Source organism: Pseudomonas sp. WS 5532 (genome assembly GCF_012985445.1).
Lineage (GTDB): Bacteria > Pseudomonadota > Gammaproteobacteria > Pseudomonadales > Pseudomonadaceae > Aquipseudomonas > Aquipseudomonas edaphica.
In genome coordinates this window covers 638,110-651,669 of record NZ_JAAQWK010000002.1, presented here as the reverse complement: position 1 = coordinate 651,669, position 13,560 = coordinate 638,110, and the positions used below count along the sequence as shown (strand labels likewise).

The following is a 13,560-nucleotide window of genomic DNA, read 5'->3' as shown; positions in this document are numbered from 1 at the left end:
CCCGCGTTTTATTTTGAGCGAGCCGCCACCCATGAGTTTTTCCGGTAGACCCACCACCTTGATCGCCCAGCCGATCACCAATGACGGCTTCTGGCCCGACCTGGACGTGGCTGAGTTTCAGCGCGGTTACCGGCTGCCGGCGGAATACCTGGTGGAACTGCTGGTGGACGGCATCGCCCTGGCCATGGGCGAAGTCAACCACGACCTGGCCCGACGCAAAGCTCAATGGCAAAAAAACGGCATCCAGCACGTTGCGAGCGCCGACCCAATGATTTTGCCTGAGCGCACCTTCATGGCCGCCAGCTACAAACGCGCCGTGTACTGCCGAGCCAAGGCCTACCTGTTAAGCCAATTCGCGAGCTTTATCCGCCGCGAGTCGGCCGAGAATTTGGCGAAGGAAGCACCGGAAACCGAGGAGCGGTTCCTGGCGTTCAGCCAACAGGCCGTGCGACTGATCCAAGGCCGCAGCCGCGTCACGGCGGAGTTGATCTGATGGACAAGCTGCGCGCCCTCACCCGCTACTTGGTGGACCGCTTTATGGTCGCACCCGAGCAGTTCGACAGCTGGGCCGAGCAGGTCACGCTAACGCTGAACTGGAAGCCCACCGAGCAAGGTTTGCACATGGGCGACATGCGTTACCGCGCGGTCATCGTGATTGCACGTTTTGCCGACAACCCTGCGCGCTTGATGGCGTTGCTGGGCTCATGGCTTGAAGCAAACGACCCCGGCCGCGAAGACGACCCGTTGCCCGCGCCAGTGATTGAGATCGATCAGCTGACGCCCGATGTCGCCGACGTTGAAGTGCAACTGGACTTTATCGAGCCGCTGCATCTGGCCGAAGCCGCCAACGGCGAGATCGAGGCGTTCGGCAAACGCTGGGCATTTGTGCCGTATGACCTGTGGATCGCAGAACAAGGAGCCGTCAGCCATGACCGCCCCGCTGCTTAGTTTCGACATTCGCGGCCTGATCGAGGCCGAGCAGTGCCTGCAGCTGCTGGCCCTGCCGCCGGCTAAACGTCGGCGATTGCTGAACAACGCCAGCAAGCGCCTGCGCACACGCAACACGCGGCGGATTAGCGCACAGCGCAATCTGGATGGTTCGCCCTTCGCGCCACGCAAACACAAGAGCCGTCGCAAGATGCTGCGCCGTCTGAGCACGCGCCTGCAGGTGACCAGACTTTCACCCGACGCCGCCACCCTGGGTTGGCGCCAACGCCGAAATGCACGCATTGCCCGCGAACACCAGTTGGGGCTGCCTACCGAAGTGACCGCCCGTAACAAACGGCGCAGTTGGAAGATCGAGCTTCCAGCCCGTGAAACCCTCGGCGCCGACCCGCAAGACATACGCGAAATCGTCAGCACCGTGTTGCAACAGACCCTTCAATCGCCCAGGTAAAGAGGCCGTCCCATGGCTCAAGGTCAAGTCAGCGTTAACAATCTCAACCTGGGCCAAGGCCCGGTGACGGCGATTGAACGGCACTTTCTGTTTATCGGCCCGGCGACCAAAAACGTCGGCAAGCTCTTGGCACTCAACACCCAAAGCGATTTGGACGCCGAGCTGGGTACGGCGGCCAGCGATTTGAAAACCCAGATCACCGCCGCCCGTAACAACGGCGGCGACCGCTGGGCTTGCGCCGCCGTGCCGCTCGCCGCCGATGGCGACTGGAAAGCCGCGCTGGACATGGCCCAGGACACAGGTGCATCCGTTGAAGCCGTGGTGATCACCAAGCCCATCACCCAAAGCAGCGACGTGCGCGACATGCACGCCGCAGCGGTGAACCTGATCAACGGCTTTGGCCGGCGCGTATTCTTCATCGCCGCCAGCCACGGCATCAAGCCCGCGCAGGAATGGGCGGATTACCGCCTGGAACAGCGCGCGCTGGTGGCCGATGTATTGGCCAACCGCGTTATCGTGGTACCACAACTGCACGGCAATAACTTGGGCGTGCTGGCCGGGCGTCTGGCGAATGCCGAGGTCAGCATCGCCGACAGCCCGATGCGCGTGGCCACGGGTGCTTTGGTTGGCCTGGGCGCGGTGCCTGTGGATAAAACTGGCCAACCGTTGCCGTCATCCACACTCATCGAGCTGGACAAAATGCGCCTGTCTGTCCCTCAAACCTACCCGGACTACCCCGGTGAGTATTGGGGTGACGCCAACCTGCTGGACGCGCCGGGCAGTGATTACACCGTGGTGGAAAACCTGCGTATCGCCGATAGGGCTGCACGCCGCGTGCGTATTTTGCTGATCCAGATGGTGGCCGATCGTAAGGTCAACAACACGCCCACCAGCATGGCGACCACCAAGCTGAAATTGATGCGCCCGCTGCGCGAAATGTCGCGAAGCGTGACCTTTGCCGGCCAACAGTTTCCCGGCGATATCCAGCCGCCCAAAGACGGCGCCATCACGCTGGTGTGGAAGAACCGAACCACCATCGAAGCCTATCTGCTCATCCGCCCCTACAACTGCCCCAAGGACCTGACGGCAAACATCGCCCTGGACCTTTCCCTGGACGACGAGAAATAACCCATGGCCCGAATCAGCGGTATGAACTTTGATGTGAGCCTGGGCGACCTGCAGGTGCATATCGAGAAAGCCACCCTCGACATCACCGACAACAGCGCCGTGGCGCAGACCAAAGGCGTGCCCGACGGGTATGTGGACGGTGATGTTGCGGCCAGTGGCGAATTCGAACTGGATAGCGCCAACCTGGGGCTGCTGATCCAGGCAGCGAACCGCGCCGGTTCATTCCGCAAGCTGGAACCCTTCGACACGCTATTTTTTGCCAAGACCGCCACCGATGAACTGCGCGTCGAAGCCTTCGGCTGTCGGCTGAAAATTTCCAGCCTGTTGGATATCGACCCCAAGGGCGGGCAGAAATCGATGCACAAGGTGCCGTTCGACGTCACCAGCCCGGACTTTATCCGTATCAATGGCGTGCCGTACCTGGACGCCACCGAGATCGAGGGCCTGCGCTGATATGCCGTTTAAAAGTCATCTTGAGTTACGCCATCGGCCTGGGGATGCGCGCTGGGAAGTGATCCAGCCGTTGCTGTACTGCACCCGTGATGGCCGGCCGATCCGGGTCCCCGCCGGGTATTTGTCAGACCTGGCCAGCGTACCGCGCATCGCCCGTCGGTGGGTGGACACCCAAGCTCCGACAGTCCGCCGCCCCGCTGTCGTACACGACTACCTATACGGCGATCAGGCCCACCGTTTCACCAAGCGCGAGGCCGACCGGATTTTCTACGAGGCGCTGCTGGAAGAAGGCACGCGCCCAGTGGTGGCCTGGCTGATGTGGCAGGCCGTGCGCTTGGGCGGGCGCGGTGCATGGGGCAAACCCTGATGGAAATATCCCCGCTGCATATCAGCATCATGTTGCTGCTCACCGAGTTGGTACTGACCTGGGTAGCCGGCTTCCAGATTTACCTGTTCCGCCAGGTCAATGCTGCCCGCCGCGAGAACCTGGAATTGCGCATCGAGATGGCCACCCATAACGGCCGCCTGGAAGCCTTCGACAAGGCATTAGACAAGCTCGAACACCGCTTCGAAAAACGCCTCGAGCAGTGCCTGGACACCTACTTTTCCAACCTCAACCAAAGGACCACGCCATGAGCGACCGCCGCGACATCACCCTGGAAATCGGTGATCAGGAATTCACCTTTACCCTGGCGCCCCAGGACGTGACCAAGTACTTCAACGCCATCACCGCCAACAACAAAGTGGCGCCGTCCAACAACCTGCTCACAACCACGGTGTTACCCGCCCAAAAAGACGCTCTGCGCCCACTGCTGGCTAACCCGGTGTTCGTGATGCAACTGGCCGGCACGCTGCTGGATGAGTACGCGCCGGATGTCGAAGTCGTCGTAAAAAAGCCCTCGGCCGTGCTGACCGCTTAGGCGACGACAGCCTGGGCCAGCTCATGGCCCTGACCGAACGCTGGCTACCTGGCGCCGCGCCCACGGCAGACAACCTGGGCACGGCCATGTGGCTGGAAAGCGAGTATTGGAAACGCATGGAAATCGCCGTGGCAAACGGGATTGCTGTGGCATTGAAAGGCTAATAAAAACCCCGCACTGGGCGGGGTTCGGGGGCTACGTGATCAGCATGGTTGCTCAAGCATCAAGCACGCTTCAATTGTGGATGCTCTCTCAGATGCTCCCAGCCCAGGCAAGCCAGCGCCAACGTGCGGGGCACCGCTTCACGACCGTTGCTGTAACGGGTGATGCTTCGTGTGCCGACGCCCAGCGCCTCGGCAGCTTGCGTCAGGTTGAGACCGTTACGCGCGCGCCAGCCAATGAAAATGCGCGTGTTTTCGTCCGGCGCAGCTTGAGCCAGGGCGTCCAGATAGAGCGTGTCCGCACCAATCTGGATATCCAGTTCAGGCCATTCGACCGTCCATCCGCCGTCGCCCACAGTCGCACCTTTGAACACAGTGGCCGATTGCAACGGTTTGAGCCCTGGGTAGGTAGCCACGTCCTTGCTCATATCCAGCAAAAATTGTTGGCCATCTATAAATGTCAGCTCCAGCACATGGCCGGAACGCGCCTGCACAGCCCGCAGGCGGGGGCGTTTCATGGATGCCATTTATGCCATTCCTCCAGTAATTCGTCTTGGTGCGCTCGCACCCAGGCCAAAGCCTCTTTCAGCACCACCGTTGGAGCGCGGCCCAGCATCGCCTCACATGTTTCAAGGCTTATCAAGACATCGACGCCGCCGCCCGTCAAGTGCACGTGGGGCGGCAGGTGGTCCTTTTCCCGCAGCTCTATGCGGTACTTGTCGCGAAATCGGTGTTTGGTAGACATGCCCTTACCATATCGCCAATTTGGCGATACATCAAGTGCCTGGACGTGGTCATGAGCGCATCCGCCACCAGCAAACTCGACTTCATCCTGCGCCTGGTAGACCGCGTAAGTCAGCCCCTGGGCAAGGTCAAAACCAGCTTCAGCGACATGGCGAGTCAAGGCCAAAAAGGGATCATCCAGATGGGCGTGGGCCTGGCCGGCATGGTCGGCGCGGCGCATGCGCTCAAAACTGCGATGGCGCCCGCGCTGGGCCAGAACGCGGCACTGGGCGAGGTCGAGAGCCTGGGCGTAGCAGCGGATGCGCTGGAGCTGCTTAACACCAAATCGCTGCAGTTCAGTATTGGCTACGGCGAGAGCGCCACCGCGTTCGTGCGCTCGGCCTATGACATTCAAAGCGCAATCGCCGGGCTGACGGGCAATCAATTGGCGGTGTTTACCAACGCTTCCAACGTGCTGGCCAAGGGCACCAAGGCTGATGCGGCGACCATCACCAATTACGTCGGCACGATGTACGGCATCTTTCAGAAGCAAGCCGACGCCATGGGCAAAACCGCCTGGGTGGAGCAACTGACTGGGCAAACCGCGACGGCGGTGCAAATGTTCAAGACCACCGGCCAAGGCATGAGCAGTGCCTTTACCGCACTCGGCGCCAGTGCGACCTCGGCGGGTGTTCAAGCTGCCGAACAGATGGCCATTCTTGGCACGCTGCAGGCGACCATGAGCGGCGGTGAAGCCGGGACCAAGTACCGCGCGTTTCTCGCCGGGGCCTACGGCGCGCAGGCCAAGCTGGGGTTGTCGTTCACCGACAGCCAGGGGCGACTGCTGCCCATGCTCGACATCCTCGGCAAGCTGAACGCCAAATTTGGCGAACTGGATGCAGCCGAAACTGACTTGATCAGCAAAGCTTTCGGCGGCAAACAGGCCATGGGGCTGATTACGCAACTGCTACCAAAAACCGGCGACCTGGCCAACAGCATCGACCAACTGGGTAAGGTCAAAGGCATGGAACAGGCTGAGAAGATGGCCAAAACCATAGCCGACCCGTGGGAGCGTTTTGAACACGCGATTCTGGCGGTGCGCATTGCCTTCGGCCAGAAGCTGCTGCCAACCCTTAACCCAATCATCGAGCGGCTGGCCGAAGGCGGCGCTGCTGTCGTGCGTTGGACCACGCTGTTTCCCAATCTGACGCGGGTCATAGGCCTGACCGCTCTGGGCGTCATCGGCCTAACCGCCATCGTCGCCCTGCTGACCTTTACCTTTGGCGTGTGGCGCACGGTTGCCATCCCGGTAATCGCGCTGTGGAAACTGCTTAGCCTGGTGGCGTGGCGCAACGTGGGCGCCTTCCTGATGCAGATTCTGCTGGTGACGTTGTACGTGGCGGGCCTGGCTTCGCTGGTGTTGTGGTTTGGTCTGGTCAAAGGCGCGATGCTGTTGTGGCAGGCGGCTATCTGGCTGACTAACGCAGCGCTCTGGGCCAACCCGGTGACGTGGATCGTGCTGGGCATCGTCGCTTTGGTGGCGGTCATCGTTGCCGCTGTGTACTTCTGGGACGAGTGGACCAGCGCGCTGATGGAGACAGCCGCGTTCGAGTGGGTCAGCGAACAGCTGACAGCACTGTCTGCATGGTTCGACGCCATGGGCGGTTGGTCAGGCATGGCCAAAGCCGCGTGGGACGGAATCGTGGCGGTCTTTCATGGCGCCATCAACCGCCTGATCGCCCTGCTCAACACCATCCCTGGCGTTGATATCAAAGCCCAGTTTGGCGACCTGCCGGCCGGACCCAACCTGGAAAGCCTCGACGCGGCGCAACGTGCCCAGCAAACCATCAACGCGGCAATCCCTTCGCTATCACCCACCCGCGCCACTTCAGTTCCACCGGGCGGGTTGCTCACGAATATTCAGAACACCGCCACCCAGAACCGGGGCACCCATGTGGAAAAAATCGAGATCCACACCAACAAACCGATGACCGCCCACGAACTCGAAGGGCTGATGGGGATGGCCGGATGAGCGAGTACGTCGACCTGCTGATTGCCAATAATGACCTGGTGCTGGATCCGTCCAACCAGCCGCTGCTGATTGATGACCGCGCCAGCATTGCCCAGGACATTGCACACATGATCCGTGAAAGTGGTTTGCTGGTGACCTTAGTCGCCGAACGCGACCCACTGCGCCAGCGCGATTGCCTGCAACAGCTGGAATTGCGAATAGAGGCCGATGAGCGCTTGGTGCCGGGCACTGCGCGGGTGCTGCCGCAATCACCGGGCGACTACCTGGTAACGGCCACCACGTTGAAGTTCGGTGATGTAAAGGTGACGGTGTGAGCGCGGATTTTAAACAAGCGCTGCGCGATGCCGGCATCCCAACCACCGAGGCCGAACTGAAAAAAGCCTGGGAAAAGGAAGCGGCCGAACACGGCAGCAAGATCAGCAACACCAGCGCCTATTCGCCTTTTTGGCGAATCATCACCGCCTTGGTGACCAAGCCGGTGCTATGGCTGCTCCACTTCATCACCGACAGGGTGCTACCTAACTTTTTCGTGCAAACCGCGGTGGACGCCTGGCTGGACATGCTCGCCTGGTCGGTGAACATAGAGCGTAAGCCGTCGACCAAAGCCAAGGGCGAAGTGTTGTTCATCCGCGCCACATCGGCCGGAACATTGGAAGTGCCCGCTGGCACGCGGGTACATTCGGCGGCGATCAACGGGCACGTCTACGAGCTGATTACCACCTTGCCGGGTACTTTTGCCGACGGCGAATCGCAGCTGGCTATCCCGGTCGACGCGGCGGAAGCCGGCAGCGGCCATAACCTGGCGCCGGGTTATTACGCGATTCTGCCGGTGCCGGTGCCGGGCATTGTGCAGGTGGTGAATACCGACGGTTGGCTGACCCAACCGGGTGCCGATTCCGAGCCCAACGATCAATTACGCCTGCGTGTGCGCAACCAGTTTTCAGCGGTAAACCAGTACCACACCGACGCCGTGTACCGAGCCATTATCACGAGCTTTCCCGGCGTGCACCCAGATGGCGTGTACTTCAAACACGGGGCACCCCGCGGCCCAGGCAGCGCCAATGCCTATGTGCTGTTTGAAGCAGGAGTGCCGGCGGACGAGTACCTGCAGCAAATCAACGCCTATATTCGCGAGCTGGGTAACCATGGCCATGGCGATGACCTGATGGTGCTGGTGATGCCGGTAGTTGAACACGCGGTCCATCTAACGCTCTGGCCCAAGGCGAACCTGACGGCCAAACAGCGCCCGCAACTGCACGAACAGGTGGAGCAATTCATCCGCGCCGCCTTCCGCGAAAGCACGGCGCATGACTTTCAACCGACCCTGACCTACCCGCAATCACGCTTTTCCATCAGCCGTTTGGGCGAAGAGTTGCACGAGCAATTTCCCACTATCGATTCACTGGAGTTCACCACGCGGGACATTCTTTCTGAGCTGAATATTCCAAGGCTCAAAAGCCTGACGGTGGTGATGGGTGCTTAAGCTCAACTTGCCCTTTTGGCTCAATGCCGGCGAGCTGGCCAAGCTCAAGGCCACCGCCCAAGCATGGTGGGAAACCGTCGAAGGCTGGATACAGTGGCCCCTGCTGCAAATGGACCCCAAACACTGCCACCTGACCATTCTTGACCTGCTCGCCTGGCAACGGGACATCACGCGCTTTAGGGGCGAACCGGAAAGCCTGTATCGCCTGCGTGTGCGGTTCGCCTTTATCAACTCGGTCGATGCCGGTTCGACGGCCGGGCTGATGCGCATCCTCAACCGCTTGGGCGTGGGTTACGTCGAGATCGAGGAACGCCTGCCCGACCGGGACTGGGATGTGGTGCTGCTCAAATTCTCGGACTCCCAGCTCTCGGACAACCCCGAATTACTGCGAGTTATCGTGCAGCAATACGGCCGCACCTGCCGACGCTATGACTTTGTGACCATCACCCCAGTGACGCTGCTGGTGGCCATGGCCGACTTCAACGACGACCAGCAGACGCTGGTTGCCACGCTGTAGGAACCCGCATGCCCGCACGTATTACAAAAGCCGGCGAACGGCTGATTGCCCAGAAACAGGCCGCCGATGAATCGTTGCTGGTAACCCGGTTTGTGCTGGCCCTGGTGCCTGATCTGGACCCTGAACAACCGGTAGATCGAGACGCTCCAAAACCGCCACCCGAACAAATCGTACATACCCAGACCTTTACCCAGAAAGGCTTCGTGAACCCCAATCAGGTGGTGTACAGCCTGATGATGGGCAGTGACATCGGCGACTTTGATTGGAACTGGATCGGCCTGGAGGCCGCCGACGAGGTGCTGTTGTCGGTCGCGTATGTACCGTTGCAGCAAAAGCGCCGGAACATCCCGCCGCACCAAATCGGCAACAACGTTACCCGCAACATGCTGCTGATGTTTGACGGGGCACAGGCACTGACCGGTGTGACCATCGACGCCAGCACCTGGCAGCACGACTTCACCGTGCGCCTGCGAGACATCGATGAGCGCGAACGACTGTCGAACCGGGACGTGTTTGGGCGGGCGTGCTTTTTGGGAGCAGGCTTGCAGTTGGTGAGTGTCGAGGATGGTTATCAGCTCATGCCCGGTTTGGCGCTTGTGGAAGGTTTACGCATCGAGCTGGGCGAAACCCGGCCGGTGATACCTCCCAAGTATCCGAACAATGCCTATTTGGACGTTGCTTTGGTGCGCCATGAAAATAGCGTTGCCGTGCAGTGGTCCGTCGCTTGGGGAGAAACCCTTTCCGACTTTCAAGACCCTGCGGGTATTGCGCACTACCTGATTCCTCTGGCGCGCCTACCAGACTCCTCGACAGTCACGGACCTTCGGGCTGTTGAACCGATCAGAGGGGCATTGGTGCAGCACTTCGCTGCGCGCAGTGGTGACTATGAAGGTCTGCGCGCACGGGCCACGACCAAGAAAGACGTGGGCCTGGATCAACTGCCCAACGCCAAAAGCGATGATCCAGCCAGCGACAGCAGCGACATCCTGGCGACGACCAAGGCGCTGAATAAGCTGAACCAGCAAATCGTCGATCCGCTGGTGGGTATGGTGGCGAGCTTTGCCATGAGCACGGCGCCGACCGGTTGGCTCAAATGCAACGGCGAGGCTGTGTCCCGCAAAGCGTTTGCCAAACTCTTCGCGGTAATCGGCACCGATTACGGCGCAGGTGACGGTGCAACTACCTTTACCCTGCCGGACATGCGCGGCCTGTTCCCTCGCGCCTGGAGTGACGACGCCGAGACTGATCCACAACGGGCATTGGGCAGCGTGCAACAAGGCCAGAACGCCGCGCACGCTCACAGGGCCACTGCCGACAAGTCGGGCGAACACAGCCACCCAGTCGCGATTGGCGAAAATGGTGAGCACCTGCACACGGCTTCAAGCGAAGCGGCCGGGGCTCACCAGCATGGCCTTCTGAAGGCGGTTGCGGGCAATAACACTGCGGGCCCCTATGTGAGCCCCGCCAATGCGGGCAACTCCCTGGCGTACACCGAGTCGGCGGGCTCGCATGTTCACACCATCGCTGTTGGAGCGGCCGGCAACCACACCCATGCGGCATCGATTGGCGCACAAGCCGCCCACACCCACGGCATCACCGTCGCAACCTCGGGCGGTACCGAAGCCAGGCCTATCAACATGGCCCTGCTGTTTTGCATCAAGTATTGAGGCTTGGTATGACCTGGACACCCGTGGCCATGCGATGGCCTGCGCAGGCAACACAGTGGCTGGATGATTTGGAGCCTGCAAAAAACCTGGCCGGTTCTGAAGCGTTGGCGACAGCCAAGCGCCTGGCCGGTTTGGATGGGCTGGCGACGACCAGCCCCGGCCCTGTGGGCCCGATTGCAAAAGCCGCCGTCGCAGCCGGACGCGCGGCCATGGCTGGGCAGATGGGCCAGGCGCCCGCGTGCCTTGTGGTGACACCGTTTGAGAGCGGCCAGGGCCGTGGGTATCAGCGGTACTTGTCTGCCCCTAACCTGGTGCAACTGATGGCCGACAAGCTGCTGGACGGCGCCAGTGGGTTTGCGTTGGCGGTGATGTTCTTGTCCACGCGCTACGACCAGTTGGCAAACGCGCTGTCGCGCTTCAATGCGCTAATGCCGATCCCCGCGCTGCTGCGCTCGGAGAACCGTGCCCGACAGCTTTCACGACTGGAGAATGAAAAGTGGGAGTTGCCGAGCGCTGCGCCGCTTCCCGGCTGGGGCACGTTGCCGCTGGAGCGATGCACCGTAACTAGAGCAGCCAAGCGGTCGCTGTCAGGCCAACTGTCCGCGCTCGAGAGCTATATGGCCGATAGCTCGCCATTGGCGGACTTGTCAGCGTTGGCCGGGCGCAAACTTGCTCAGGCTGACGCCCGCAACCAGCAATTGAAAGCGGTGCAGGACAAGTTGGCCAACCCGAGCCCGGATGCGGCCATGGTCACGCGCCTGGTCGGCCCCGGGGACGGTGGCGAACTGCGCCGGTTGTTGCTGTCGGGGTCTGCGCCGGGACATGAATGGGTGCTGTGTGCCGGGTTGTTGCTGGTCGGGTCGAAAGAGAGTTTGAGCTTTGTACAGGAACTGGTAGGCCTATGACATTGCTGCTCGATGGTCAGAGGGTGCGGGGCAAAACACTGAAGGTTACGGCCAATCTGCGTATTGAAAGTGACGATCTGTCGGGCCAGACCAGCAATACCGACAGCGCGCACAAGGGCTTCAAACCCAAGGCATTGACGGTTTCATTGTTGATCCCCTATCGCGATCAGCTCCACCTGGTGGACATCATGCGCCTGGCGGAAGCCACGGTGGCCGGCGGGCAGCTCAAGACCTATCGCGTGGTCAACAACACGGCCGAGGCCTTCGGCGTGCGTCAGGTGATATTCAGCGACACCCTCACCGCACGAGAAGACGACAGCCTGTCGGCTTGGCGGGTGCAATTTACGTTGACTGAAAAGCTGTCGAACCCAGAGCGGGTAGAGACACGCCGCCCGGCAAGTGACGTGCAACAACAAGGTGGAACCGGGGAGAGTGTGTCGGCGCCGTCCACTGAACCCGATGCACCCGAGCTCAATGGCTTTGAGCGCATCTTGAAGCGCGTGGATGACTACGTGGGGCCAGCGGTTTGAAGGCCCATATAGTGGTAGACATCAACGGCCAGCCTTTTGACCTGGTACAGCACGATGTGCGACTGGAGCTGCGAACGCCTGGCCGCGCGAGCTTAACCATTAAATCCCCTACGCCCCAACGCGGGCTGGTGACACTGGATCTGGGCTACAACGACAAACCTCTGCATAGGCACTTTGTCGGCTATGTCGAGCGTTGCACCACGGCTAACAGCCAGGAACAGGTGTTGTTCTGCCGAGAGGTGGCTGCCGTTCTCGACTATCCGTTGCCCATGGCATTGCGTCATGTCGATTTAACCGCTGTGCTGATTGAGATCAGCCGCCTCACCGGCCTGCGCTTTCGCGTGCCAAACGGGCCTTACGCCAAAGTCCGGGTGCCCTGCTTCTACTCCCTGGGCAATGGTATCCAGGCTATGGATAGCTTGGCCCGCGTGTTCAACATTCCAGACTTTATCTGGCACCAACAAGGTGACGGCGAGGTGTACGCCGGCAGTTGGGCAGACAGCTACTGGGGCGCCCGGCCCGCGCTGCAGCTGCCGGTCGAGCTGTTCGACAACTACCAAGGCAACCACAGTGCCCAAATAGCCGCCCTGCCTGGCTTACGACCTGGCGCGATGATCAACCAAGGGCAGCGCATCACCGCTGTGACGCTTACCGGTACGCAAATGGTGCTCAAGTGGAAGAAGCCGTAACCCGAATCGTCGAACGGCGCTTTCCGGAGCTGGCCGGCGCCTACCATCTGCCGCGCTTTGCGCGTGTGCTGGCGGTGGCCGATCCGCCTTTGAGCGCCGGGCTGTGCGACGACTTCCGTCCACGCTATGCCGTCGATCTGGAGGTGCTGGGTGCTGACGGTGAGCCTGATTCCTCGTTGCCTCACTTGCTGGGCGTAGCGCTGCCTGTTCCCGGCGGCGGTAGCGAGATGGGGTTTTATGCGTTCCCCGAGGAAGGCGCCGTAGTGGTGGTCAGCTTTGCGTATGGGCTGCCGAACAAGCCATTTATTGTGCAGATCCTGCCCCACGGATTGAGCCTGCCACGGGTGCCGAAGGGTGATCTGTTGTGGCAGCACAGTGAAGCCGTGCAACAACGGGCGGATGCCGAGGGCAATTGGTTGAGGGTGACCGATGCCCGAATTGTGGATCAGGCGAGCGAGCGACAGGTGCAGGCGCTGGATAACGCCGAGCGGTATCAGGTCAGCACCGTAGAAGTCGACGACCACAGCACGGAGTCGGTGGGCGGGATAAAGACCGTCGAGGCGTTGGGGGCGTTGAAACTGCTGTCAGGCGGATCGGCCAGCTTGGCGGCCGTCGATGATCTGCATCTGGCCACAGGCCGAGACTTGAACCTGGTGGTGGGGCAAACACACAACGCGACCGTAGGTGGCGACATGCGGGAGCAGATCCAGGGCATGCGCGAAAGCGTGGCCGCGATTGGGCAACGCTTGGTCGCCGGCAAAACGTGGCTAGGGTCTGAAGGCGTCAACGTGCTGCATGTGCTGTGTGACGTGATTGAGCTGCTGGAACAGATGAACACCGGCATCGCCGCCCACAAACACGGCCCCACGCCCCCGCCCGATAACGCCGTTGAATTCACCACCCACGCCGCGTCAGCCATGGCGTTGGCCACCCAATTGAAAACCATCACCGAGTAA

Annotated in this window: 20 protein-coding genes; 18 read left to right on the top strand and 2 right to left on the bottom strand. The window is 61.0% G+C overall.

Features of this window, described 5'->3' with window-relative positions:
* Positions 1-31: 31 nt before the first annotated feature.
* Genes HBO23_RS06650 through HBO23_RS06610 form a run of 9 tightly spaced genes read left to right on the top strand, consistent with a single transcriptional unit; the run spans position 32 to position 4,061 of the window.
* Entirely contained in the window at positions 32-493 is a 462-nt protein-coding gene (locus HBO23_RS06650) for a head completion/stabilization protein (RefSeq protein ID WP_170036956.1), read from the top strand.
* Entirely contained in the window at positions 493-948 is a 456-nt protein-coding gene (locus HBO23_RS06645) for a phage tail protein (RefSeq protein ID WP_170036953.1), read from the top strand. The genes HBO23_RS06650 and HBO23_RS06645 overlap by 1 nt, the downstream gene beginning before the upstream one ends.
* Entirely contained in the window at positions 929-1,396 is a 468-nt protein-coding gene (locus tag HBO23_RS06640; RefSeq protein WP_170036950.1) for a phage virion morphogenesis protein, read from the top strand. Before HBO23_RS06645 ends, HBO23_RS06640 begins: the two co-directional genes overlap by 20 nt.
* Before the next feature lie 12 nt (positions 1,397-1,408).
* Positions 1,409-2,524, top strand: a complete 1,116-nt coding sequence (locus HBO23_RS06635) for a DUF2586 domain-containing protein (protein ID WP_170036947.1) — start codon at positions 1,409-1,411, stop codon at positions 2,522-2,524.
* Positions 2,525-2,527: 3 nt separating this feature from the next.
* Positions 2,528-2,977 (top strand): phage protein, encoded by a 450-nt coding sequence (locus HBO23_RS06630; RefSeq protein WP_170036944.1) that lies wholly within the window; start codon positions 2,528-2,530, stop codon positions 2,975-2,977.
* Between the two features lies 1 nt (position 2,978).
* Positions 2,979-3,344, top strand: coding sequence for a DUF1353 domain-containing protein (locus HBO23_RS06625; RefSeq protein WP_170036941.1), 366 nt, complete (start codon positions 2,979-2,981; stop codon positions 3,342-3,344).
* Entirely contained in the window at positions 3,344-3,613 is a 270-nt protein-coding gene (locus tag HBO23_RS06620; RefSeq protein WP_170036938.1) for a hypothetical protein, read from the top strand. The genes HBO23_RS06625 and HBO23_RS06620 overlap by 1 nt, the downstream gene beginning before the upstream one ends.
* Complete coding sequence (locus tag HBO23_RS06615) at positions 3,610-3,897, top strand: putative phage tail assembly chaperone (RefSeq protein WP_170036936.1); 288 nt, start codon at positions 3,610-3,612, stop codon at positions 3,895-3,897. Before HBO23_RS06620 ends, HBO23_RS06615 begins: the two co-directional genes overlap by 4 nt.
* A gap of 23 nt (positions 3,898-3,920) precedes the next feature.
* A complete protein-coding gene (locus tag HBO23_RS06610) occupies positions 3,921-4,061 on the top strand; it encodes a hypothetical protein (RefSeq protein ID WP_170036934.1) in 141 nt (46 codons plus the stop codon).
* Positions 4,062-4,120: 59 nt separating this feature from the next.
* Here HBO23_RS06610 and HBO23_RS06605 read toward each other — a convergent pair whose 3' ends face one another.
* On the bottom strand, positions 4,121-4,585 hold the full coding sequence (locus HBO23_RS06605; RefSeq protein ID WP_170036932.1) for a DUF2442 domain-containing protein: 465 nt from the start codon (positions 4,583-4,585) through the stop codon (positions 4,121-4,123).
* Positions 4,573-4,803, bottom strand: coding sequence for a DUF4160 domain-containing protein (locus HBO23_RS06600; RefSeq protein ID WP_170036930.1), 231 nt, complete (start codon positions 4,801-4,803; stop codon positions 4,573-4,575). The genes HBO23_RS06605 and HBO23_RS06600 overlap by 13 nt, the downstream gene beginning before the upstream one ends.
* A gap of 51 nt (positions 4,804-4,854) precedes the next feature.
* On the opposite strand from HBO23_RS06600, the gene HBO23_RS06595 reads away from it, so the two are divergent.
* Genes HBO23_RS06595 through HBO23_RS06555 form a run of 9 tightly spaced genes read left to right on the top strand, consistent with a single transcriptional unit; the run spans position 4,855 to position 13,560 of the window.
* Positions 4,855-6,813 (top strand): phage tail tape measure protein, encoded by a 1,959-nt coding sequence (locus tag HBO23_RS06595; protein ID WP_170036928.1) that lies wholly within the window; start codon positions 4,855-4,857, stop codon positions 6,811-6,813.
* A complete protein-coding gene (locus HBO23_RS06590; protein WP_170036926.1) occupies positions 6,810-7,127 on the top strand; it encodes a DUF2590 family protein in 318 nt (105 codons plus the stop codon). Before HBO23_RS06595 ends, HBO23_RS06590 begins: the two co-directional genes overlap by 4 nt.
* On the top strand, positions 7,124-8,296 hold the full coding sequence (locus HBO23_RS06585; protein WP_170036924.1) for a baseplate J/gp47 family protein: 1,173 nt from the start codon (positions 7,124-7,126) through the stop codon (positions 8,294-8,296). The genes HBO23_RS06590 and HBO23_RS06585 overlap by 4 nt, the downstream gene beginning before the upstream one ends.
* Positions 8,289-8,813, top strand: coding sequence for a phage tail protein (locus HBO23_RS06580; RefSeq protein ID WP_170036922.1), 525 nt, complete (start codon positions 8,289-8,291; stop codon positions 8,811-8,813). The genes HBO23_RS06585 and HBO23_RS06580 overlap by 8 nt, the downstream gene beginning before the upstream one ends.
* An 8-nt stretch (positions 8,814-8,821) precedes the next feature.
* Positions 8,822-10,480 (top strand): phage tail protein, encoded by a 1,659-nt coding sequence (locus HBO23_RS06575; protein ID WP_170036920.1) that lies wholly within the window; start codon positions 8,822-8,824, stop codon positions 10,478-10,480.
* A gap of 8 nt (positions 10,481-10,488) precedes the next feature.
* The gene (locus HBO23_RS06570; RefSeq protein ID WP_170036918.1) at positions 10,489-11,385 is read left to right on the top strand and encodes a hypothetical protein; all 897 of its coding nucleotides are present in this window, start codon (positions 10,489-10,491) and stop codon (positions 11,383-11,385) included.
* Complete coding sequence (locus tag HBO23_RS06565) at positions 11,382-11,915, top strand: DNA-binding protein (RefSeq protein ID WP_170036916.1); 534 nt, start codon at positions 11,382-11,384, stop codon at positions 11,913-11,915. Before HBO23_RS06570 ends, HBO23_RS06565 begins: the two co-directional genes overlap by 4 nt.
* Positions 11,912-12,604, top strand: a complete 693-nt coding sequence (locus HBO23_RS06560) for a hypothetical protein (protein ID WP_170036914.1) — start codon at positions 11,912-11,914, stop codon at positions 12,602-12,604. The genes HBO23_RS06565 and HBO23_RS06560 overlap by 4 nt, the downstream gene beginning before the upstream one ends.
* Positions 12,589-13,560, top strand: a complete 972-nt coding sequence (locus HBO23_RS06555; protein ID WP_170036912.1) for a hypothetical protein — start codon at positions 12,589-12,591, stop codon at positions 13,558-13,560. Before HBO23_RS06560 ends, HBO23_RS06555 begins: the two co-directional genes overlap by 16 nt.